15 protein-coding genes are annotated in these 20,040 nt (G+C 67.7%); 8 read left to right on the forward strand and 7 right to left on the reverse strand.

Annotated features, from left to right (window positions below):
• Positions 1-49: 49 nt before the first annotated feature.
• Positions 50-2,317, forward strand: coding sequence for a bifunctional diguanylate cyclase/phosphodiesterase (locus ASD72_RS09410; RefSeq protein WP_056879639.1), 2,268 nt, complete (start codon positions 50-52; stop codon positions 2,315-2,317).
• Positions 2,318-2,326: 9 nt separating this feature from the next.
• Here ASD72_RS09410 and ybaL read toward each other — a convergent pair whose 3' ends face one another.
• From ybaL to ASD72_RS09425, 3 genes are all read right to left on the reverse strand, one after another.
• On the reverse strand, positions 2,327-4,015 hold the full coding sequence (gene ybaL, locus ASD72_RS09415; RefSeq protein WP_056879640.1) for a YbaL family putative K(+) efflux transporter: 1,689 nt from the start codon (positions 4,013-4,015) through the stop codon (positions 2,327-2,329).
• A 160-nt stretch (positions 4,016-4,175) separates the two neighbouring features.
• Positions 4,176-6,578: a TonB-dependent receptor gene (locus ASD72_RS09420; RefSeq protein WP_056879641.1), complete on the reverse strand. Its 2,403-nt coding sequence runs from the start codon at positions 6,576-6,578 to the stop codon at positions 4,176-4,178.
• 271 nt (positions 6,579-6,849) lie between these two features.
• A complete protein-coding gene (locus tag ASD72_RS09425; protein ID WP_056879642.1) occupies positions 6,850-9,249 on the reverse strand; it encodes a TonB-dependent receptor in 2,400 nt (799 codons plus the stop codon).
• A gap of 204 nt (positions 9,250-9,453) precedes the next feature.
• On the opposite strand from ASD72_RS09425, the gene ASD72_RS09430 reads away from it, so the two are divergent.
• Genes ASD72_RS09430 through ASD72_RS09440 form a run of 3 tightly spaced genes read left to right on the forward strand, consistent with a single transcriptional unit; the run spans position 9,454 to position 12,386 of the window.
• Positions 9,454-11,304: an ABC-F family ATP-binding cassette domain-containing protein gene (locus tag ASD72_RS09430; RefSeq protein WP_056879643.1), complete on the forward strand. Its 1,851-nt coding sequence runs from the start codon at positions 9,454-9,456 to the stop codon at positions 11,302-11,304.
• Between the two features lie 51 nt (positions 11,305-11,355).
• Positions 11,356-11,685, forward strand: a complete 330-nt coding sequence (locus ASD72_RS09435) for a zinc ribbon domain-containing protein (protein ID WP_056879644.1) — start codon at positions 11,356-11,358, stop codon at positions 11,683-11,685.
• A gap of 44 nt (positions 11,686-11,729) precedes the next feature.
• A complete protein-coding gene (locus ASD72_RS09440; RefSeq protein WP_081420248.1) occupies positions 11,730-12,386 on the forward strand; it encodes a hypothetical protein in 657 nt (218 codons plus the stop codon).
• Between the two features lie 15 nt (positions 12,387-12,401).
• On the opposite strand, the gene ASD72_RS09445 is transcribed toward ASD72_RS09440, so the two are convergent.
• Positions 12,402-13,301: a DUF3011 domain-containing protein gene (locus tag ASD72_RS09445; RefSeq protein WP_056879645.1), complete on the reverse strand. Its 900-nt coding sequence runs from the start codon at positions 13,299-13,301 to the stop codon at positions 12,402-12,404.
• 164 nt (positions 13,302-13,465) lie between these two features.
• Between ASD72_RS09445 and aspS the strand changes: the two genes are divergently transcribed.
• The 3 genes from aspS to ASD72_RS09460 all read left to right on the forward strand — a co-directional run bounded on the left by aspS (position 13,466) and on the right by ASD72_RS09460 (position 16,159).
• Positions 13,466-15,214, forward strand: a complete 1,749-nt coding sequence (gene aspS / locus ASD72_RS09450; RefSeq protein ID WP_056879646.1) for an aspartate--tRNA ligase — start codon at positions 13,466-13,468, stop codon at positions 15,212-15,214.
• A 130-nt stretch (positions 15,215-15,344) separates the two neighbouring features.
• Positions 15,345-15,641 (forward strand): hypothetical protein, encoded by a 297-nt coding sequence (locus tag ASD72_RS21200; protein ID WP_056879647.1) that lies wholly within the window; start codon positions 15,345-15,347, stop codon positions 15,639-15,641.
• 2 nt (positions 15,642-15,643) lie between these two features.
• Positions 15,644-16,159, forward strand: a complete 516-nt coding sequence (locus ASD72_RS09460) for a GNAT family N-acetyltransferase (protein WP_056879648.1) — start codon at positions 15,644-15,646, stop codon at positions 16,157-16,159.
• Between the two features lie 382 nt (positions 16,160-16,541).
• Here the strand turns inward: ASD72_RS09460 and ASD72_RS09465 are convergent, their stop codons facing one another.
• A complete protein-coding gene (locus ASD72_RS09465; RefSeq protein WP_056879649.1) occupies positions 16,542-17,477 on the reverse strand; it encodes an alpha/beta hydrolase in 936 nt (311 codons plus the stop codon).
• Positions 17,478-17,518: 41 nt separating this feature from the next.
• Positions 17,519-17,947 carry an organic hydroperoxide resistance protein gene (locus tag ASD72_RS09470; RefSeq protein ID WP_056879650.1) on the reverse strand — a complete coding sequence of 143 codons (429 nt, stop codon included), beginning with the start codon at positions 17,945-17,947 and terminating at the stop codon, positions 17,519-17,521.
• 122 nt (positions 17,948-18,069) lie between these two features.
• Here ASD72_RS09470 and ASD72_RS09475 point away from each other — a divergent pair, with 122 nt between their 5' ends.
• A complete protein-coding gene (locus ASD72_RS09475; RefSeq protein WP_056879651.1) occupies positions 18,070-18,900 on the forward strand; it encodes an AraC family transcriptional regulator in 831 nt (276 codons plus the stop codon).
• A gap of 6 nt (positions 18,901-18,906) precedes the next feature.
• Here the strand turns inward: ASD72_RS09475 and ASD72_RS09480 are convergent, their stop codons facing one another.
• Complete coding sequence (locus ASD72_RS09480) at positions 18,907-19,869, reverse strand: AraC family transcriptional regulator (RefSeq protein ID WP_235577983.1); 963 nt, start codon at positions 19,867-19,869, stop codon at positions 18,907-18,909.
• Positions 19,870-20,040: the final 171 nt, after the last annotated feature.

Below are 20,040 nucleotides of genomic sequence, written 5' to 3' on the forward strand. Positions count from 1 at the left end.
TGTCAGGATGCACGGCGCCGGGGGAAGGCAACACACAGGATCCGCATGCATGGGTGACCACGCCGACAGCCAGGCGCGTGGCATGGGCGTCAGCACGAAAGTGCTGTTGCTCGGCGGCCTTTGCCTGTTGCTGCAGCAGGTGCCCGTCAGCTACCGCATCGATTTCTTCGGACAGCAGTCCGACGCCTCGCTGATCCACCTCCATGCCGGCCTGCTGCTGGCGATCGCCATGCTCGAGCGCGATCGTCGCGTGGTCGCCGGCTGCTTCCTGGCGACGCTCGCCGGCTGGACGGTGCGCCAGTTGTACTTCGATGGCTGGCAGCCCAGCGTGGTGCTCGCCTGGGGCGCGGCCAGCTACCTGTTCACGCTCGGCTGGAGCCTGCTCTGCGCGCACTGGACCGGGTGGCCGCGCGCGGGAGGCCAGCGCGTGCAGCGACGGGACCTGCTCCGTTTCGCCGCCATCGGCCTGCTGCTGTATCCGTTGGTGCTTGCGCTGGTGGGTTTCAGCATCGCCGCGGTATCGACGTCGACCGCCGCGATCAGCACCGTCTTCCAGATGTTCTTCGCCAAGCAGTTCGGCGTGGCCGTGGTGACCCTGCCGCTGGTGGTCGCATGGCGCGAGCGCGGGCACCCCGCGCCGCGCATGGATGCGGCTTCGCACTGGCTGTGGCCCATCGCGCTGGGTGCGGGCCTCGCGGCCAGCGTATGGGCGGCGGTGCTGGTGCGCCGCGCCTTCAATACCGGTGTCGCGGCGCCGGAACTCGTGCTGATGGATTACCGCTTCGCCCTGCTGCTGGTGCTGGGCTGGGGCATGCTGCGGTTGTCGTCGCGCTGGGCGATGGCGGCGTTGTCGCTGACCTTGCTGCTACTGGTGGGGATGGTCGCGGGCACGGCGGAGTACGCCAACAGCGCGGTGGGCTTCTTCAACCTGCTGCACATCACGCTGGAAGTGAACATCCTGCTGCTGGCGATGATGTACCTGTGGCTGACCCACCGCGACCGCTACGAACTGGCCGAACGCCTCTCGGCCGAGACCCTGCGCGACCAGATCACCGGCCTGCCCAACCTCAAGGCATTGCGCGAACGCGTGGAACGGCCGCTGTCGCGCACCGAGCTGGGTTACCTGCTGCTCGACCAGACCGACACGCTGGTGGCGGGCTTCGGCCTGGACACGCAGGCGCAGGCCATGAACGCCGTGGCACGGCGGCTGGAAGACCAGGTCGAAACCTATTACGTGGGCACGGGCCAGTTCGCCCTGCTGCCCAAGCCTGGCGGCGACCCCGACCTGTGGGAGCGCGTGATGGCGCGGGTCGAACACGCCGAGATCGACGTCGGCGGGCAACCGATCCGATTGCTGCCCTACCTGGGCGTGGCCGCGTTCAACGGCACCCAGGCCAACGTCGTGGACAATGCCGTGGTCACCGCGTCGCACCTCGCCTTCGAGGCGCGCCACCATGGCGAACTGCGCCCGCGCTACAGCGAAGTCGGCGATACCCAAGTGCGGCGCACGCATCGCCGCCAACTGCACGACGCCACCGAAGCGCTGGCCAGCCTGCGCAACGAGCGCGTGGTGCTGTACTTCCAGCCGATTCGCGACCTGGTGCCCGATGCGAACGCCGACCCGCGCGCGCTAAGCGGCGAGGTGCTGTGCCGCCTGCTGGACGAACGCGGCGAGATCATGTCGCCGGCGCGGTTCATGGCGCCGCTGGAGGCCGCGGGTCGCGGCGCGGAGCTGGACCTGGCGGTGATGCGCGCGCTGTTCCGGTTGCTGCGCAAGTCGCCGTCCGCGTTGCCGCACTGCCGGGAGATCGCCATCAACCTCACCGGCCAGAGCCTGGCCTCGATGAGCTTCCAGGTGGAACTGCGCACGCTGCTCGCCGGTTCGCCGTTGCCGATGAGCGCGCTGTGCTTCGAGGTCACCGAGACCGCGGCCATCTCCAACACGGCGGCGGCCAGCCACCTGTTGGCCGACCTGCGTGCGCTCGGCTGCAGGATCGCCATCGATGACTTCGGTACCGGCATGCAGAGCTTCGCGCGGCTGCGCGAACTGCCGGTGGACGTCATCAAGATCGATGGCTCGTTCGTGCGCAACGTGGCGCAGCTGGGCAAGGACTACGCGGTGGTGCAGGCGTCGGTCGCCGTGGCGAGGGCCTTCGGCGCGGAGACCGTGGCCGAGTTCGTCGAGGATGAGGACACCGAGTACTGCCTGCGCCGGATCGGCGTGGAGCGCGTGCAGGGCTATCTGTACGGTGCGCCGCGGCCGCTGGCCGAAGTGCTCGTCGAAACCGCGGCCGAGGCGGCCGCGTCCGGGGAATAGCCCGCGGGATCAGCCCGCGGGGCGCTGCGGCCGGTAGGGCGGGGTGGACATCACCATTTCCGCCAGCGAGAAGGCCAGTTCGCGCTCGGCCAGCACGGCGCCGTCCGCGCCATGCTCCAGCAAGTGCTTCACTTCGCCTTCGCTGTGCGCGCGCGCCAGCAGCGTCAGCGAGGGATTGATCGCGCGCAGCTTCGCCAGTGCCTCGCCGGCTTCCAGCGGCTGCGGGATCGCCAGCACGGCGATCTTCGCGCGCTCGGGATGCGCTTCGGCCAGCACGCGGTCGGCGGCGGCGCTGCCGCGGATCGCGGGGATGCCGGCGTCGTGCGCGCGGGCCACGTGGTCGCCGTTGTCGTCGATGACGATCAGCGGCACGCCGCGGTCGCGCAACACGCGCGCGAGCTCGCTGCCCACCCGGCCGTAGCCGATGATGATGGCGTGGTCGGTGACGTCCAGCGAAGGGCCCGGTGGCACCTCGGGTTCGGCCGGCAGGGGGGCCAGTGCTTCCTGCTTCTTCTGCCAGCGGTCCAGCCAGGAGAACAGGAACGGGTTGGCGATGATCGACAGCAGCGAGCCGGCCAGGATCAGGTCGCGCCCGTCCGGCGGCAGGATCTTCAGCGACACGCCCAGCGCGGCGAGGATGAAGGAGAACTCGCCGATCTGCGCCAGGCTGACCGAGATGGTCAATGCGGTGCCGGTCGGGTGCTTGAACGCGCGCACGATGAAGAACGCCGCCAGCGACTTGCCGATGACGATGATCCCGAACGTGGCCAGCACCTGCCACGGATGCGCCACCAGGATCGCGGGGTTGAACAGCATGCCCACCGAGACGAAGAACAGCACGGCGAACGCATCGCGCAGCGGCAGCGAATCGTTGGCGGCCTTGTGGCTCAGCTCCGATTCGTTGAGCAGCATGCCGGCGAAGAACGCGCCAAGCGCGAACGACACGCCGAACAGCGTGGCCGAGCCGAACGCCACGCCGAGCGCGATCGCCAGCACCGACAGGGTGAACAACTCGCGCGAACCGGTGGCGGCGATCTTCTCCAGGGTCCAGGGAATGACCCGCCGCCCGACCAGCAGCATGAAGGCGACGAAGGCGCCGAGCTTGATGAGCGTCCAGGCGATCGCGACCACGAAGCCCCCGAAGGTCGCCTTCTCGCCGCCGTTCTCGGGACCGAACGTCGAGGCGAGCACCGGCAGCATGACCAGCGCCAGCACCATCACCAGGTCTTCGACGATCAGCCAGCCCACGGCGATCCGGCCGCGCCTGGTTTCCAGCAGGCGGCGTTCCTCCATCGCGCGCAACAGCACCACGGTGCTGGCGACCGACAGGGCCAGGCCGAATACGAAGCCGTTGAGGGGCGTCCAGCCCATGCCCCAGGCCAGCGCCCAGCCCAGTCCGGTCGCGACGGCGATCTGCGCGATGGCGCCGGGAATCGCGATCGCCTTGACCTCGAGCAGATCCTCCAGCGAGAAGTGCAGGCCCACGCCGAACATCAGCAGCATGACGCCGAGTTCCGACAACTGGTTGGCCAACGCCTGGTCGGCGACGAAGCCGGGCGTGAACGGCCCGACGAAGATGCCTGCAATCAGGTAACCGACCAGCGGCGAGAAGCGCAGTTTGTGCGCGAGCGCGCCCAGCACGAAGGCCAGGGCGAGGCCTACCGCGATGATGTTGATCAGGTCGGCGTCATGATGCATCGAATGGCAGGTGTCCTCGGTGGGGTCCGTCGAGTGTCGCCGATGCGGCGGTCATGCCGCAAACCGAAGTGGATGCGTCGTTGCGGCGCGGCGCGCCCGCCATAACGAGAACGCCCCGCGCGGGGCGGGGCGTTCCGTTGCATCGGCGGGCGTGCGTGGATTACCAGGAATAGGCGATCCGGCCGTAGGCATACGCGCCGTTGAACCCGAACGGGCTCTGCGACGGATACGGCAACTGGCCTGTGGTCGAGGTGTTCAGCGCCGGGGAGATGAACACGCTCTCATCCGGATACTCGTCCAGCACGTTGTCGCCGCCGACGGTGAACTGCCATCCGCCGGTCTTGTAGCTGACGGCCAGATCGAACAGCCACTTCGCACCGAAGGTCTGGTCCAGCACCGGGTTGGCGTTGAGGATGGTGAACTCGCCATAGCGCGTGGCCGTGGTGCTGACGCTGAAGCCGCCCTTGGTCCAGATGCTGTTGAGGAAGAACTTGTCGCGCGGCGAACCCACTTCGAACCGGCCCAGCTCCACGCGGCCGAAACGCAGCGCGGTCGGATCGATGGCTTCCAGCGCGGCGGGGTTCTCCGCCACGCGGTCGATCGAGGTCTTGTTGTAGTTGTAGCCGGTGGTGAAGTCGAGCGTGCTCGCCGCCAGTGCCCACTTGTACGTGCCGACGATATCCACGCCCTTGGTGGTGGTGTCCAGCGCGTTGGTGAAGTAGCGGCCGCCCGCGACGTCGGGGAAGCCATGCGTGTTGAGCCAGGTGCGGACCGCGGTGCTGGTCAGGTTCTCCGACAGCGTGATGCGGTCCTTGACCTTGATCTGGTACGCGTCGATGGTCACGTACAGGTGCTCGATCGGCGTGAGCACCAGCCCCAGGCTGAGGTTGTCGGATTCCTCCGCCTTCAACGGTTCGGCGCCGAGCGAGATGCCGGCCGGGTTGGTCACCCGGAACGTCACCAGGTCGAAGGGCAGGCCGCCGATGAAGTTGGTCGAGGTGGTCTGGTAGTACTGCTGCTGCAGCGACGGCGCGTGGAAGCCGGTCGAGACGGTCGCGCGCAGGGCGACCGCGTCGGTGAACGCATAGCGGCCGGTCAGCTTGCCCGTGGTGGTGTCGCCGAAGTCGCTGTAGTCCTCGTAGCGCACGGCCACGCCCGCCGACAGCTTCTCGGTCAGGTCGCCTTCCAGGCCGGCGTAGACCGAGAGGTTGTTCCGGTCGAAGCTGCCGCTGTCGCTCGGGCGGAAGCCCGGGAACACCTGTGCGCCCGACGGTGCCGGCGCGCCGGCGATCAGGACGCCGCCATTGGCGTACGAACCGGGTTCGCCCGCGCCGATGGTGAATTTCTCGCCACGCCATTCCGCGCCGTAGGACAGCGTGACCGGATAGGCCAGGCCCCAGTCCAGTTGCTTGTTGAAATCGAAGTTCAACACGTGCTGCTTGAGTTCCAGGGAACCGGCGTAGAACTGGGTCGGCGACGTCGGGCCGAGGCTGCGGTTGAGGGTGTTGCGGATGTCGAACTCCAACTCGTTGGAGCCGAAGGTGTAACTGATGTCGATGTGGGTGCCGCCCTCGGTGGACGTCTTGATGCCGCTGGAAACGCTGACGTCGGTGGAGGTGTTGAAGATCTGCGGCAGGAAGCCGTCCGGGTAGATCGACGGGATGTTGCGCGAGTCGCCGGCCGGGCGGAAGAAGCCGTTGGAGAGCGTTTCGCGCCGGGTGTACAGGCCGTAGGAATAGAAGCTCAGGTAGTCGGTGATATCGACTTCGCCGTTGTAGAGGAACGAGGCATTGTCGACTTCGGGATCGCCATAGCGCTGCACCACCTTGCCGCCGGGTGCGCTCGTGGCCGTCACCGTGCCCAGGAAAGGACGCGCGCGGTCGGTCTGGTCCTGGTGGCCGGCCTGCGCGGCGAAATGCACCTTGCCGGTTTCGCCGAGCTTGAAGCCGGCATCGGCCAGGGCCTGGTACTGGCGGCCGTCGCCTGCGCTGTAGCCACCGCCGGTCGCGCTGACGCTGCCGCCACTGCCCGCGCCCTTGAGCACGATGTTGATCACACCGGCGATGGCGTCCGAGCCGTACTGCGCGGAGGCGCCGTCACGCAGCACTTCCACGCGCTCGATGGCGGAGATCGGGATCGAGTTGAGGTCCACCGGCGAGGAGCTGCGCCCCTGGCTGCCGTTGACGTTGACCAGCGCGCCCGGGTGGTAGCGCTTGCCGTTCACCAGCACCAGCGTGTGGTCCGGTGCCAGGCCGCGCAGCTGCGCGGGGCGCATCGCGTCGGTGCCGTCGTTGATCGCGGCGCGCGGGAAGTTGAGCGAGGGCACGGCCCGCGAGAGCGCGGTCGCCAGTTCCACGGTACCCGTGGATGCCAGCACCTCGGGCGTGATGATGTCGATCGGTGCGGTGGACTCGGCCACCGTGCGGTCGGCCACGCGGGTGCCGGTGACGATGAGGGTGTCGAGGGTCTGGGCTTCGGACGGGCTGGTCTCCTGCGCCAGGGCGGTGGGCGCGGCGAGCGCCAGGGCAACGGCGAAGGCGAGTGGCGAAAGCTTGCGGGTCATGGTGGCTCCAGCGGGATGGAAGGACGGCGCAGCGGCGGAGGTGCGTGGCGACACGAAAGTTGCGAGTGAAATCACTTTTGTGCAGCGCACCAATGCTTTGATTACCGCCGTATGACATGGATGTCAATGTGTCGTTAAGAGACATTGTCCGAGGACATCCGCTGCGCTTCTCACATTGGGCCGGCGCGCGCTGCGATCACCGGGGTGTCCATGAAACGGGAACGCCCCGCGCGAGGCGGGGCGTTCCAGAGGGGCGACGACGGGCGATGGATTACCAGGTGTACGCGATCCTGCCGTACACGTACGCACCGTTGAAGCCGAACGGCGACTGGCTGCTGTAGGGGAACTGGCCGCTGTTGGCGTTCGGGAAGATCGTGCGGTCCGGATACTCGTCCAGCAGGTTGTCCGCGCCCAGCGTGAATGCCCAGTTCTCGGTCGGGCGGAAGCGCGCCGAGGCATCCAGCACCCACTTCGCGCCGTAGGTCTGGTCGTTGGCGAAGTTGCCGGTCTCGCTGATGCGGCTGGTGAACTCGCCGTAACGCGTGGCCCCAACGTTGAAGTCCCAGTGCGCCAGGTTCCAGGCCGCGGTCAGCGTGGTCTTGTTGCGCGGGTAGCCTTCCTCGATGCGGCCCTGCTCGTCGCGGCCGATGCGCCAGAGGTTCGCGCCCAGGGCGGTGAGCTCCGGCGGATTCGGCGCGATGCGCTGGATCTCGGTCTTGTTGTAGTTGTGGCCGACGGTGAGGTTCAGGCTGCTGTTGGCCAGCGGAAGGGTGTACTGCGCGATCACGTCGATGCCGCGCGTGCGGGTGTCGGCCGCGTTGGTGAAGTAGCGCGCGCTGGTGACGCCGTTGACGCCCAGGCTCGCCAGCAGGGCTTGCGCGGCAGTGTTGCTGCCCAGCAGCAGGTTCGAGGACAGCACGATGCGGTCGTCGACGTCGATCTGATAGGCGTCGATCGTGACGTACAGGCGATCCACCGGCTGCAGCACCAGGCCCAGGCCATACGACAGCGAGGTCTCGGCGGTGAGCGGATCCGCGCCCAATGCCTGGGCGACGGCGCTGGTGGCGGGGAAGGTGCCCGATTCGAAGAAACGGTCCACGCTCGCGTTGTACTGCGAGGTCACCACCTGGTAGTACTGCTGCGCCAGCGCCGGTGCGCGGAAGCCGCTGGCCACGGTGGCGCGCAACGCCACCGCATCGCTGAAGGCGTAGCGCGCCGACAGCTTGCCCGAGACCTCGCTGCCGAAGTCCGAGTAGTCCTCGTAGCGGCCGGCGATGCCGGCGGAGAACTTCTCGGTCAGGTCGGCTTCCAGGCCCACGTAGGCGGCGTAGCTGTCGCGGTCGGAATGCACCGCGTTCGCCGGCGTGAAGCCGCCGAAACCCTGCGCGCCGCCATTGCTGTAGGAATTCGGTTCGCCCGGCGACTGGTTCCACTTCTCGCGACGGTACTCCGCACCGAAGGACAGCGTGGCGGGGTAGGCCAGGCCGATCTCCAGCGGCTTGCTGATGTCGGCGTTGAGCACGTTCTGGGTGTACTCCAGTGCGCCGTCGTAGAAACGGTACGGGCTGGTCGCGCCCAGGCTGTAGTTGATGCTGTTCTGGGTATAGAACTTGAGGTGGTTGTAACCGTAGTTGTAGCTGACGTCCCACTTCCAGCCGCTCTCGGTGTCGCCCTTGACGCCCGCCACCAGCGAGCGGTCCTGCGAAAGCTGGTTGATCTCCGGCACATAGCCGTTGGGGTAGACCTGCGCGAGCAACGCGCCCTGGCTGCTGTGGTTGGGCGAGCGGTAGAACGCGAACGACGTGATGTCGCGGTTGCTCGCGATCGCCGTGGCGTAGGCGCTCACGTTCTCGCTGAACTCGAAGCCTGCATTGGCCGATACCGCACCTGCGTCCACCTTGGGATCGCCGTAGACGTAGGCCACTTCGCCGATGTCGGGGTTGTTGCCGGTGTTCGGCGCGGTGCCCTGGTACGGGCCGGCGCGGTTGGTCTCGTCCTGCCTGGTCAGCTGGCCGGCCACATGCACGAAACCGCGACCGTCGCCGAAGGACACACCGGTATCGCCCGAGAGCTGGTACTGGCGACCGTCGCCGGCGGAGTACCCGCCCACGTCGGCCACCAGCGAGCCCCCCTTGCCGGCGCCCTTCAGCACCACGTTGACCACGCCGGCGATGGCGTCGGAGCCGTATTGCGCCGACGCGCCGTCGCGCAGCACTTCGACGCGCTCGATCGCCGAGACCGGGATCGCGTTGAGGTCCACGGCCGACGAGCCGCGGCCGATCGTGCCGTTGACGTTGACCAGCGCCGAGATATGGCGGCGCTTGCCATTGACCAGGATGAGCACCTGGTCCGGCGACAGGCCGCGCAGCTGCGCGGGGCGCACGCCGCTGGTGCCGTCGGTGACGGCCGGCCGCGGGAAGTTGAGCGAAGGCAGCGCACGCGCGAGGGCGGTGGCCAGTTCGGTGGTGCCGGTGGCCTGCAGGGCCTCGGGCGTGATGATGTCGATGGGCGACTGCGATTCGGCGACGGTGCGATCGGACACGCGGGTACCGGTGACGATCAGGGTGTCGAGGGTGCGGGCGTCGGCGGGGGCCGACTCCTGCGCGAAGGCAGCGGGGGCCACCAGGGCCAGGCTGATGGCGAGGGCCAGGGGCGACAGGGGACGGGTCATGCAGGGCAACTCCGGAAGGACGGCAAACATGGAGAGAAATGGATCAGGGCTTGCAAAGTTTCCTTTGAAACCATGGACTTAGCGGGTTCTGACTGTGGTGCGTGGGCCGTGACGCGGGCGTCAATGCATTCTTAACAACCGTAGGCAGAGGCGCTATCGATAAACTACGCGGCCGCTCTCCCCCAAATCCCCGTAGGTTGTTTCTTGATTGCCCTTCGTAATTTCGCGCTCCGCCGTGGTGAGCGCCTGCTGCTGTCCAACGTCGACCTGACCCTGCATGCGGGCTACCGCGTGGGCGTGGTGGGCCGCAACGGCGCGGGCAAGTCCAGCCTGTTCGCCGCCGTGCAAGGCGAGCTGGAAGCCGACAAGGGCGACCTCGACCTGCCCGGCAAGGTGCGCATCGCCAGCGTGGCGCAGGAGACCCCATCGCTGCCGGACCCGGCGCTGTCGTTCGTGCTGGGCGGCGATACCGAGGTCGCCGCGGTGCTGCAGGCCGAAGCCGACGCCAGCGCGCGCGAGGACTGGGAAGCGGTGGCCAACGCGCACCAGCGCATGGCCGAACTCGGTGCCTACGACGCCGAAGCGCGCGCCGGCAAGCTGCTGCACGGCCTGGGCTTCCCGGCCGATACGCACCATCGCCCGGTGTCGTCGTTCTCCGGTGGCTGGCGCGTGCGCCTGAACCTGGCGCGCGCGCTGATGATGCCCAGCGACCTGCTGCTGCTCGACGAACCCACCAACCACCTCGACATGGACGCGGTGCTCTGGCTGGAGCAGTGGCTGCTGAAATACCCGGGCACGCTGCTGCTGATCTCGCACGACCGCGAGTTCCTCGACAACGTCGCCACCCACACGCTCCACCTGCATGGCGGCGGCGCGAAGCTGTACACCGGTGGCTACACCGACTTCGAGCGCCAGCGCGCCGAACAGCTGCGCCAGCAGCAGATCGCGCACGAGAAGGAACAGGCCGAGCGCGCGCACCTGCAGAGCTTCATCGACCGCTTCAAGGCCAAGGCCTCGAAGGCCGCGCAGGCGCAGAGCCGCATGAAGCGCCTGGCCAAGCTGGCGGGCACCGAAGCCGTGCGCGCGGAGCGCGAGTTCCGCATCGAGTTCGCCGAACCGGCCAAGCTGCCGTTCTCGCTGATCCGCCTCAACCATGTCGAAGCCGGCTACGGCGGCGACGCCGTCATCCTCCACGACGTCGGCTTCGGCCTCGAAGCGGGCCAGCGCATCGGCCTGCTCGGTCCCAACGGCGCGGGCAAGACCACGCTGGTGAAGACCTTGGTGGGCGAACTGCCGGCCATGGCCGGCGACCGCATGGCGCACCCGGACCTGCGCATCGGCTACTTCGCGCAGCACACGGTGGAGTCGCTGCACGAAGGCCAGTCGCCGATGGACCATTTCCGCGACATTTCGCCCGATGGCAGCAACCAGTCGTTCCGCGATTTCCTCGGCAAGTGGAATTTCCCTGGCGACCGCGCGTTCGAGCCGGTGGATGGATTCTCGGGCGGCGAGCGCGCGCGCCTGGCGCTGGCGCTGATCGCGTGGCAGCAGCCGAACGTGCTGCTGCTCGACGAACCCACCAACCACCTCGACCTGGAAATGCGCGAGGCGCTGGCCGAAGCGCTGAGCGATTTCGACGGTGCCATCGTGATGGTCTCGCACGACCGCCATCTGATCGGCCTGGTGTGCGATACGTTCTGGCGCGTGGCCGATGGCGTGGTCGAGCCGTTCGACGGCGATCTGGACGAGTACGCCGCCTGGTTGCGCACGCGCGCCTCCGCGCAGGGCAGCAAGCCGCTGCGCAGCGAGCCCGCACCCGCACCGAAGCCGGCCCCCGCGCCCGCGCGCAAGGTCAATCCGGTGAAACTGGCCGCCGCCGAAGCGAAGGTCGCCGAACTGGAAGGCAAGCTGGCCGAGGTGGACGCGCAACTCGCGGACCCGAAAAGCTACGCCGACGCTGACCTCGCCGCACGGCTGGGTCGTGATCGCGAAGCACTGCAGCAGCAGCTCGCGAAGGCCGAGGAAGCCTGGTCGTCGCTGTACGACGACGCTTGATTCCAGCGCCCCGTGTCCCCACCCCTACGCCACGTTGCCCGATAGACCGACATGCCCATCTACGCCTTCGAATGCACCCAGTGCGGCCATAGTTTCGACCGCCTGCAGAAGCTGTCCGACCCGGATCCCGATACCTGTCCTTCCTGCGGCGCGCCATCGGTGAAGCGGCAGCTGACGGCGCCGTCGTTCCGCCTGGCGGGCAGCGGGTGGTACGAGACCGACTTCAAGAAGGACGGCGACAAGAAGCGCAACCTCGCCGATGGCGGCGAAGGTGCGAAGCCGTCCAGCGAGTCCAAGCCGGCCGACTCGGCACCGGCGAAGACCGAAAGTGCGCCCGCGAAGACGGAATCGAAACCGGTGACGCCGTCGTCCTCGTCCTGAGGCGACGCGGTAAGGTGGCGTCCTTCATCCTACAAGGGGACGCCATGAACAGGATTCACGCGCTCGTGCTGGTAGCGCTGTGCACCGCCGGTTGCAGCGCCGAGCCGGAGGCGCGACAGGGGGTGTCGGAGAAGTTCGACCAGGCTCCGCTGCCCCCGTACGTGACCGAGCCGTACGCCCAGTTCTTCTCCAGCCTGCAACCCTTGTGCGGCAAGGCCTACGCCGGCCGCATCGTTGCGAACCAACCCGCATCGACCACCCCCGATCCGTTCGAGGGCAAGGCGCTGGTCATGCATGTGCGCGGCTGCGACGACCCGACCCGCGAGATCCGCATTCCCTTCCATGTCGGCGACGACCATTCGCGTACCTGGGTGCTGACCCGCACCGGTACCGGCCTGAGGTTGAAGCACGATCATCGCCACGAGGACGGAAGTCCGGACGCGGTGACGATGTATGGCGGCGACACGGCCGCGCCAGGGAGTACGCAGCGTCAGGCGTTCCCGGTGGATGCGGAGTCCATCGCGATGTTCGAGCGCGAAGGCCTGTCGGCGTCGGTGACGAATACCTGGGCGATGGAACTGGTGCCCGGCAAGACCTTCGTCTACGAGCTGAGCCGGCCGAACGGCCGGTTGTTCCGGGTGGAATTCGATCTCACCGCACCGGTCGAACAGCCGCCGGCACCCTGGGGCGCCGGCGGTTGAGCCCGTGAGGGCGGCTCAGCGCGGTCCGAAGCGGCCGCGGCAGCCGCGGTCCACCCAGATCTGCGTGCCGCTGTAACCCCAGCTGTAGCCTTCGCGGCAGCTGGTGTTCGAGATCTGCTGCAGCAAGATCGGCCGGCCCTGGCGCTGGTCGTAGGCGCAGGTCTTGCGGCGGTTGTCCTCGCTGCTGCAGGTCACGGAGTAGTTGCTGGAACCGCCGCCGCTGCCCACGCGCGGGGCGAATTCGGCGCGGCAGCCATTGCCCACGTACACCTGGCCCTGCTGCGACTGCCAGCTCCGGCCCTCGACGCAGGCGTTGCTGGACAGTTGGCGCGTCAGGCGCGAATGACCGCTCCACGGCGTGCGGCAGGTGCGGCCGCGGCCGTCGTTGCTTTCGCAGCGGATCGTGCCCGTGGATGCGCCGCCCGCGGCGAATTCGCCCCGGCAGCCCTTCCACACGGTGATCAGGCCGTCCTGCGAGCTCCAGGTCGCGCCTTCTTCGCAGCGGCTGTTCGAGAGCTGCCGCACCAGTCGCGACTGCCCGCGCCAGGGTGGCGTGCAGCGTTTGGCGTCGCCGCTCTTGCTCTCGCAGAGGATGGTGTTGCCGTTGGAGGGAGGATTCGGGTTCCAGCCGCCGCTGTTGCCGCCGAGCGACTGGGCGATGTCCTGCTTGATCCGGCTGAAGGTCCAGTTGGAGCGGCTGACCTGGTCGAGGTAGAAGCGGAGCTGGTCGTCCGGGATGCGGTGTCCGCGGGATTGTTCCGAGTACTCCAGGCTGATGACACGCGTCTGGTCCTGCACGGACAGCTGGCGCAGGTTCTCCGGCGCGTAGGCCTTGGGCGCGATCTGGGCGACGGCGCCGCCGGCCACGAAGGCCAGCAACAGTACGAGGACGGACTGCAACAACGGCTTCTTCATGGTGGCACCCTCCGAGGGAGGCGCCAGCATACGCCGGACCCGTTAAGCCCGTGCAGGGGTGGAGTGGGGCCGGCGGGCGGGGGACCGGGTAAACTACGCGGCTTGACCGGTCTGTCCCGGCCGCGGAATGTCCCGGCCCCGGTCCGAACCCCAGTGGAGCCCCCATGCGTACCCATTTCTGCGGCCTCGTCGACGAGGCCATGATCGGCCAGACCGTGACCCTGTGCGGCTGGACCGACGTCGCCCGCAACCTCGGCGGCGTGTGCTTCATCGACCTGCGCGACCACGAAGGCATCGTGCAGGTGACGGTGGACCCGTCCAATGCCGACGTGTTCAAGATCGCCGCGTCGCTGGGCTACGAGGACGTGCTGCAGGTCGAAGGTGTCGTGCGTGCCCGCGAGGCCGTCAACACCAAGATCCGCACCGGCCAGGTGGAAGTGATCGCCACGAAGATCACCGTGCTCAACAAGGCCGAGCCGCTGCCGTTCCACCACCACGAGAATCCGGGCGAGGACATCCGCCTGAAGTACCGCTACCTGGACCTGCGCAGCCCCGACATGCAGCGCAAGCAGCGCACCCGCATCAAGCTGGTGCAGGCGCTGCGCCGCTGGCTGGACGCGCGCGGCTTCCAGGACATCGAGACGCCGATCCTGACCAAGGCCACGCCGGAAGGCGCGCGCGACTTCCTGGTGCCGGCGCGCATGCACCCCGGCGAGTTCTACGCGCTGCCGCAGTCGCCGCAGTTGTTCAAGCAGATCCTGATGGTGGCCGGCTTCGACCGCTACTACCAGATCGCGCGCTGCTTCCGCGACGAAGCGCTGCGCGCCGACCGCCAGTTGGAGTTCACCCAGCTCGACATGGAATTCGCCTTCGTGCGCGAGCGCGACGTGCAGGATGCCGTGGAAGGCATGATCCGCGACATCTTCAAGGAAGTGATGGACGTCGAACTGGCCAACCCGTTCCCGCGCATGACCTGGGCCGAGGCGATGCGCCGCTATGGGTCGGACAAGCCGGACCTGCGCATCGCGCTGGAACTGGTCGACGTGGCGGAACTGGTGAAGTCCAGCGAGTTCGCGGTGTTCACCGGCGCGGCCAACGATCCGGACGGCCGCGTCGCCGCGCTGCGCATCCCGGGTGGCGCGTCGCTGAGCCGCAAGCAGATCGACGAATACGCTGCGCACGCCGCCAAGTACGGCGCCAAGGGCCTGGCCTACATCAAGATCGACGAGGCCGGTGCGGTCAGCTCGCCGATCCAGAAGTTCTTCGCCGAAGACGCCTTCGCGGCGCTGGTGAAGCACGTCGGCGCCGGTAACGGCGACATCGTGTTCTTCGGTGCGGGTGGCTACAACAAGGTCAGCGACTTCATGGGTGCGCTGCGCCTGAAGGCCGGCAAGGACTTCGGCCTGGTGCAGGATGGCTGGACGCCGCTGTGGGTCACCGACTTCCCGATGTTCGAGTACGACGACGAAGCACAGCGTTACGTCGCACTCCACCATCCCTTCACCGCGCCTGCCGTGGACGACGTCGCCGACCTGCGCGCCAACGCCAAGACCGCGGTGTCGCGCGGTTACGACATGGTGTTGAACGGCAACGAGATCGGCGGCGGTTCGATCCGTATCCACCGCCCGGAGATGCAGAGCACCGTGTTCGAGCTGCTCGGCATCGACGCGGAAGAGGCGGAAGCCAAGTTCGGCTTCCTGCTGGACGCGCTGCGCTTCGGCGCGCCGCCGCATGGCGGCATCGCGTTCGGCATCGACCGTATCGCGGCGCTGATGGCGGGCACCGAGTCGATCCGCGACGTCATCCCGTTCCCCAAGACCACCAGTGCGCAGTGCTTGATGACCGGCGCGCCGTCGCCGATCCCGGACGAGCAGCTGGCCGAAGTGCACATCCAAGTACGTCCGCGGACTTGACCGCTAAGCGGTCAAGCCCCCGTCATTTCGCCTGGGTGAAATGACGGGCCCCGCGCCGTTGCATGCCACGACCCCGCGGCTGACGCCGCGCCCCCTTGACTCAAGGGGGCTCAACATCAAGAGAACCAAGATGACGGAAGTTGCTTTTTCGCTGGAGTGGGAACGCCTGGGCAATGAAGGCGCCGATGCGGGTCTGGTGACGGAACGTGCGCGCGTGTTCGGTGGCTGGCTGGTGCGCGTCGGCACGTCGCCGGTGGCGATGGCGGTGACCTTCGTGCCGGATGGCCAGGGCCGCTGGGACGGCGAGGACTTCGGCGAAGACGATTACGAAGAAGAAGACGAAGAAGAGTACGAAGAGGAAGAAGACGAGGACGCCGACGAGGAAGACGAGGCGGACGAAGAGGAAGAGGAAGAAGAGGACGCGTAAGCGTGCAGATCCGCCGCGCCACCGTCGATGACGCCGTGGTCCTCTCGGACCTGGCGTCGCGCACCTTCACGGAAACTTTCGGGCATCTGTATCCGGCCGAGGATCTCTCGGCTTTCCTCGCCGATGCCTACGAGGTGGGCAAGCAGCGGACGATCCTGTCGCACCCGGATTACGCGGTGTGGTTGCTGGAGGCCGATGGCGTGGCGGTGGGCCATGCGGCGGCCGGGCCGTGCGGGTTGCCGCATGCGGACGTGGCGAAGGGCGACGGTGAGCTGAAGCGGTTGTACGTGCTGGCGTCGCACCAGAACGGTGGGTGGGGCGGGAAGCTGTTCGCCGAGGTGGAGCGGTGGTTGTTGAAGGACGGGCCGCGGACGTTGTGGATCGGGGTGTGGTCGGAGAATTTCGGGGCGCAGCGGTTCTATGAGCGGCAGGGGTTTTCGCGCGTCGGCGGGTACAAGTTCGCGGTGGGGAAGACGTTGGATGATGAGTTCATCCTGCGGCGGGAAGCTTCCGCTTGAGTGCAATAGCGTTCCGCTAGCCCTTCGGGCCAGCGGGTAACTTTTCTTTGTCTGGCCGCGCCCCGCGTTACGAAGGCGCCCCGACGTGTCGCGCGCCGCAGCGCGTCCAGATGTCACCGTTACAGAGCTTCCGCTAGCCCTTCGGGCCAGCGGGTAACTTTTCTTTGTCTGGCCAAAGAAAAGTCACCAAAAGAAAGGCCATTCCCCGACGAAGCAATCCCATGAGGCGTTGCTATAGGGATTTTCCGACTCGCCTTCCTGGCGAGGCGGAAAACGGCGGACATCCTTGTCCGCCGCCCTCCGGGTCTGGCGACGACACGGGTGTTAAAAGCAAAAAAGCAAACGGCCGCGTGAGCGGCCGTTGCTGTTTTCGGTGTTTCGGTTAGTTCTGCAGGAAGGTCAGCAGATCCTGGTTGACGCGGTCCTTGTGGGTGTCGGTCAGGCCATGCGGTGCGCCGGGGTAGACGATCAGCTGGGCGCCCTTGATCAGCTTGGCCGAGGCCTTGCCGGAGGCGTCGAGGGGGACGATCTGGTCGTCGTCGCCGTGGATCACCAGGGTGGGGATGTCGAACTTCTTCAGGTCTTCGCGGAAGTCGGTGGCCGAGAACGCCGCGATCGAGTCGTAGGTGTTCTTGTGGCCGGCCTGCATGCCCTGCGCCCACCAGCTGTCGATCAGGCCCTGCGAGGGCTTCGCGCCGGGGCGGTTGAAGCCGTAGAACGGGCCCGAGGCGATGTCCTTATAGAGCTGCGCGCGGTTGTCCAGCGAGCCCTTGCGGAGGCCGTCGAACACCTCGATCGGCAGGCCGCCCGGGTTGTCGGCGGTCTTCAGCATCAGCGGTGGGACGGCGCTGATCAGCACGGCCTTCTTGACCCGGCTGGTGCCGTGGCGGCCGATGTAGCGCGCCACTTCGCCGCCGCCGGTGGAGAAGCCGACCAGGGTGACGTCCTTCAGGTCCAGCGTGTTGATCACCGTGGCCAGGTCGTCGGCGTAGTGGTCCATGTCGTTGCCGTCCCACGGCTGGCTGGAGCGGCCGTGGCCGCGGCGGTCGTGGGCGACCACGCGGTAGCCCTTCGACGCCAGGAAGATCATCTGCGATTCCCAGCTGTCCGAGGACAGCGGCCAGCCGTGGCTGAAGGTCACGACCGGGCCGTTCTTCGGGCCCCAGTCCTTGTAGTACAGCTGCACGCCGTCGGCGGTGGTGAGGGTGCTGGCGGTGCGCGCGACGGCGACCGGTTCGGTGACGGGCTGCGCGGCGAAGCTGGCCTGGGTGGCGACGGCCAGCAGCGTGGCGGCGATCGTGCGGGTGAAGACGTTCATGGGGGCGATTCCTGCGAAGGGTGGTGGGTCAGGAAGGAGAATCAGTCGGCCAGCACCAGCGTCACGTCGATGTTGCCGCGCGTGGCGTTGGAGTACGGGCAGACGATGTGAGCGGCGTCGACCAGGGCCTGCAGCTGTTCGCGCTCGATGCCCGGGGCGGCGATGGTCAGTTCGGCCTGGATGCCGAAACCGGTGGGGATCTGGCCGATGCCGACCTTGCCGGTGACGGTGGTGGAGGCGGGCAGGGCGACCTTCTGCTTGCCGGCGACGAACTTCAGCGCGCCCAGGAAGCAGGCCGACCAGCCGGCCGCGAACAGCTGTTCCGGATTGGTGCCGTCGCCGCCGGCGCCGCCCAGCTCGCGCGGGGTGGACAGCTTGACGGCCAGCACGCCGTCGGACGAGGTGGCCTGGCCTTCGCGGCCGCCCGTGGCGGTGGCGGTAGCGGTGTAGAGGATCTTTTCGATGGACATGGCGGTACTCCTGGGAAGGTGGGTGGTCCGGGGCGGGTGGCCGTCCGGTGAGGGATACTTTGCGCCCCTGGGTGGGACGGTTGGTGATGTAGAATCCTGAAAACTTGATCGGGAGTATTTCCATGGTCGACCGGCTTGCGGTCCTGCTGGAGCGGTTCTCGGTGTCGGCGGAGGTCTTCCACGCCGGGGCGTTGTGCGGCATCAACACGCTGGAGGCGGAGCCCGGCGTTGGCCAGTTGCACCTGGTCCAGCGCGGACCGCTGGAGGTGTTCCATGGCGCGACCTCGCTGCGCATCGATGCGCCCAGCCTGCTGCTCTATCCGCGTGCGATGACGCATCGCTTCGTCAGCGACGAGGTGCGTGGCGCCGAGATGGCCTGCGCCAACGTGCGGTTCGAAGGCGGTGCGCAGAACCCGATCAGTGCCGCGCTGCCCGACGTGGTCTGCCTGCCGCTGGAAAACCTGCATGGGGCGCAGGACGTGCTGCCGCTGCTGTTCGAGGAAGCCTTCACCCAACGCTGCGGTCGCACGGCGCTGGTCAACCGGCTGTTCGAAGTGGTGATGATCCAGGTGCTGCGCCAACTGATGGAAACCGGCGAAGTGAAGGGCGGCCTGCTGGCCGGCCTGTCGCATCCGCGCCTGCGCAACGCCCTGGTCGCCATGCACGAAGCTCCGGCTAAGGAGTGGACGCTGGACGAACTCGCGCGCGTGGCCGGAATGTCGCGCAGCGTGTTCGCCACCCAGTTCCGCGACGCGCTGGGTACCACGCCGGGCCAGTACCTGCAGGGCTGGCGCGTGGGCCTGGCGCAGCAGGCGCTCCGGCACGGCAAACCGTTGAAGGTGGTGGCCGCCGACGTGGGCTATGGCAGCGAAGCCGCGCTGTCGCGTGCCTTCAAGGCGCACAGCGGACTGTCGCCACGCGCATGGAAACGCCAGGCCGAAGCAGCGATCTGAACGGCGTCAGGCGTCCTGCTGGCGCGACGGCGGCTGCGCGCGCAGCTGCACGATCTCCGAGCGGGGCGGTGCGCCGAACAGGCGCTTGTACTCGCGACTGAATTGAGAGGCGCTCTCGTAGCCGACGCGTCGTGCGGCGGCGTTCGCTTCCAGGCCTTCGCCCAGCATCAGCCGTCGCGCCTCGTGCAGGCGCAGGTGCTTCTGGAACTGCAGCGGCGACATCGAGGTGGCCGCCTTGAACTGGTGGTGCAGCGACGACACGCTCATGTGCAGCGATTCGGCCATCGCATCGATGCTGAGCGGCTCGTGGAAGCGGTCGCGCAGGGCCTGCACCGCACGGGCGATGCGGTGCGAGCGGCTGCCGGCGGTGACCAGTTCGCGCAAGCGATGGCCCAGGTCGCCGGTGAGCGCGCGGTAGTAGATCTCGCGCTGGATCAGCGGCGCCAGCGCGCTCACGTCCTCCGGTTCCTCCAGCAGGCGCATCAGGCGCAGCACCGCGTCCAGCAAGGCGCCGCTGGCGCGCGCCGAATACAGGCCGCGATCCACCGGCTCGGCCGCGCGCGTCGCCGGCGTTTCCAGCATCAGCGCACCCAACTGTTCCATGTCGATGTCCAGGCGCAGGCTGAGGTACGGATGCTCCGGCGTGGCCTCGATGATCTGGCCGAGCGCAGGCAGCGTCATCGACACCACCAGATAGTGGAGCGGGTCGTAGTGGTAGGTCTCGCCGGCCAGGATGGCGATCTTGCGCCCCTGCGCCACGATGCACAGGCGCGGCTCGTACAGCACCGCGCTGCAGGGGCGTGGCTCGCTGAAGCGCATCAGGAACAGCGACGGAATGGCGGTCGCATGCACGCCGTCGTCAGTCGCCAATCGGGCAATCCGGTCGGCGAGCTCCGCCTGCGGCGCGTGATTGGGCAGGTGCGCGATGCTGTCGGGGAAACCGTTGTCGTTCATGGCGTGGGGGTCCATGCGGCGAAGCGTGACTTTAGCGCGATGAAGCGTGGGCCCGCATCGGTGCGTATGTGTGATTTGCAGAATCGGGCAAGTTTCACGCAGCAATGCACTAACGGACAAGGGATGCGCGGGCTTAACGTGGCCGCATGCCGTCGCGTTGCGCGATGCGGTGGCATCACCTCCCCC

Source organism: Pseudoxanthomonas sp. Root630 (assembly GCF_001427585.1).
In the GTDB taxonomy this organism is placed as follows: Bacteria; Pseudomonadota; Gammaproteobacteria; order Xanthomonadales; family Xanthomonadaceae; genus Pseudoxanthomonas_A.